4 protein-coding genes and 1 pseudogene are annotated in these 2,562 nt (G+C 59.8%); 2 read left to right on the forward strand and 3 right to left on the reverse strand.

Annotated elements, in window-relative coordinates:
* On the forward strand, nt 1-264 hold a 264-nt coding region (locus OZ411_RS42635; protein WP_282532754.1), incomplete at its 5' end, for an integrase core domain-containing protein.
* A gap of 186 nt (nt 265-450) precedes the next feature.
* Nucleotides 451-1,260: a thioredoxin family protein gene (locus tag OZ411_RS43485; protein WP_349017086.1), complete on the forward strand. Its 810-nt coding sequence runs from the start codon at nt 451-453 to the stop codon at nt 1,258-1,260.
* 96 nt (nt 1,261-1,356) lie between these two features.
* Here the strand turns inward: OZ411_RS43485 and OZ411_RS42645 are convergent, their stop codons facing one another.
* From OZ411_RS42645 to OZ411_RS42655, 3 genes and pseudogenes are all read right to left on the reverse strand, one after another.
* Nucleotides 1,357-1,560 (reverse strand): cold-shock protein, encoded by a 204-nt coding sequence (locus OZ411_RS42645; protein ID WP_028165752.1) that lies wholly within the window; start codon nt 1,558-1,560, stop codon nt 1,357-1,359.
* Between the two features lie 380 nt (nt 1,561-1,940).
* Nucleotides 1,941-2,393, reverse strand: coding sequence for a hypothetical protein (locus OZ411_RS42650; RefSeq protein ID WP_282532755.1), 453 nt, complete (start codon nt 2,391-2,393; stop codon nt 1,941-1,943).
* Between the two features lie 22 nt (nt 2,394-2,415).
* Nucleotides 2,416-2,562 (reverse strand): annotated as a pseudogene (locus OZ411_RS42655) (transposase); the annotation flags it as partial.

Here is a 2,562-nt window from a genome sequence, read left to right on the forward strand (position 1 = left end):
ACGTCTTTCCGCTCACCTTGGCAAAACGCCCATGCAGAACGGTTGATCGGTTCAATCCGGAGGGAATGCATTGATCATGTCGTCATCTTTGGCGAACGTCATCTGCGCCATGTCCCGCTATCGTACCAAGATTACTACAACGCCACGCGCACTCATTTGTCATTGAACAAGGATGCCCCGGTTCCTCGCGGCGTTGAGTGGGCCGGCAATATCGTCTGCCGCCCCATCCTGGGCGGACTGCACCATCAATATGGCCGGACGTGATTTACGGTAGGCACAGCCAGGCGAGCTCGGCCCCTATGTCCGGCAGCGCCGGAACCGATTTAACGCACCAGCGCCCCGCGCGGGCCGATATTCGGCCCGGTTTCTATTGGGCGCGCCATCGCGACGGCGGCGAGCTGACGAATCCTGCAGGTCACGCCCGGCCCCGGCGGCGAGGATCTCGCCGCAATGTTCATCGGCAACCTGTCATGGCCTGACCTCGACGAGGCACTCGAGCTCGTTGAGCTGCTCGAGCGGATCGAGCCATCCCCGGAAAAATCCCCGAACCCGGCCGAGGCCGTGCGCTACGCCCGCCAGCTCGCGCGATCGAGGCCTCGCGGCGCTCGCGCCAAGGCGCGACGGCCCCCTCCCCCAAGCGGCCTTTTCTTCAGGAACATGTTCGCTTTGCGGGAGTCGGTTGATTCTGCTCGTCCAGCCGATTCGGCGGGGGCCCTGGCGCGCCGAGTTCATAGTGCGCAAACTCGTTATACCCACAATCGAAGGAGCCGAGCTATGCTCTCACGTCGTTCCCTCGTTTTTGCAGTGGTTGCCGCAAGCACAGCCTTCGCGGCGCTGGCTTTCGCCGTCGAGACCCGACCGTTCGATGCTGACTCCTTCGCGGCGGCGCAGAAGGCAGGCAGGCCGATTTTGGTTGCGATCCATGCGTCCTGGTGTCCGGACTGCCAGAAGCAGAAACCGATCCTGAGCGAATTGACGGCACAGCCCGAGTTCAAAGACCTCATCTACTTCACTGTCGACTTCGACAATCAGCAGGACGCGGTGAAGTTTTTTGGCGCTGGTAGGCCTTCCACGCTAATCGCGTTCATAGGCAAGAATGAAACCGGCCGCTTGGTAGCCGACACTGAGCGTTCCGCTATCGCCGTGCTTTTAGCTAAGACGCGCCCGGCCAATCGGGGGTTGCGATCAGTCCGGCCCGGTCAAGGCGGCCGTGATGCCGCCGATCTCAGCGTCGACGAGACGCGCGGTCGCCGAGGATGAACTGGCGCAGGCGCCCGCCCCAAAGAAAAACCCGGCACTGAGGCCGGGTTATATGTTCGGCATAATTTCGCCAGCGCGAGGCCGGCGGATTTGAATTCATCCGACTCTTAGATTTTCGGCGGACGTCTTGCCCCTGTTGGTCATTTCTTCGTAGCTCACCTTGGTCCCCTCATTGAGACCGCTGAGCCCCGCTTTTTCTACGGCCGAGATGTGCACGAAGACATCCTTGCCGCCTTTGTCGGGTTGAATGAACCCATACCCCTTTGTTGCATTGAACCACTTCACAATACCTGTCGCCACGTCGGCACACTCCGTTTTTGAACAATGGAGGTATTCTATGGTGGCCGGATGGTCCGCGGCAAGAAAAACCCCCACCTGGACCCCTGCCCCTTTGCAGTTCGGTCCATTCCCCGGTTGAGCTATTTTTCTTCGGCTCAGAACGAAGTTACTCCAGCCCCTCGGCACAGCCAGCGAAGCCACGCGGAACAGTCCATTTGTGGAAACGTTAAATGGTCGCACGCAGGATCCACGTGTGTAACGACCCCTGGCAGCTCGGTCCGGATTTGTCCCCTGGGCCGGGCTGCTACTATGTTGGGCAGAAGCCGAAATGCGGGGTGTATGAAAAGCCCGGCTGTTAGGCCGAGCTCTAATCGATGGCCGGCGCTATCTTTTGAAGTGTCTTATGCCGCCGGGCTGCTTTCCGGCAGGGCCATCCTCGCCAGATCGATCGCGACGGAGACTGCAATCGCTGGAGTCATGCGACCTAAGTGCGCCTCGCGCGTATCCTCGTAGAGATAGACCGTCGCCGCCTTGAGGGCCAATTCGTTCAGGTCGCGGACATTTACGCGCGCCGCCGCTATCTTGGCTTCTTCGAAATCCGCCCGCGCTTCATGATATGCTTGCCCGACGGCGCCCCAGTTTATCTCATCAAGATACTTGCGCCAACGACGCTCCCATTTCCGATAAGCTCGGCTGCTGCCGCCCGCCTCGTTCGGGTGCTGTCGCTCGGCGCCTCCAGCGGTCACTGCGGCGGCTTGGGCGAGGAATGCACGTCGGGTGCTGTTGACGCAGTCAATGTCAGTCGTCGCGGCGATGTTGTTTGAGGACGAGTTTAAGGGTGGCGTGCTATGCACGCGATCTAGGGTCTGTTGAGATTCATCTGGAATGGATGACGGCGGTGGCGAGGTAGATCATCGCCTCGAAACTGCCGTCGGTCTTGTCGGATCGCATAGCTATGCGTTTGAATTCCTTCAGCTTGCCGAAGAAGTTCTCGATCAGGTGGCGCCATTTATAGATGTCCTT

The sequence above is a fragment of the Bradyrhizobium sp. Arg237L genome, from assembly GCF_029990105.1.
Taxonomy (GTDB): Bacteria; Pseudomonadota; Alphaproteobacteria; order Rhizobiales; family Xanthobacteraceae; genus Bradyrhizobium.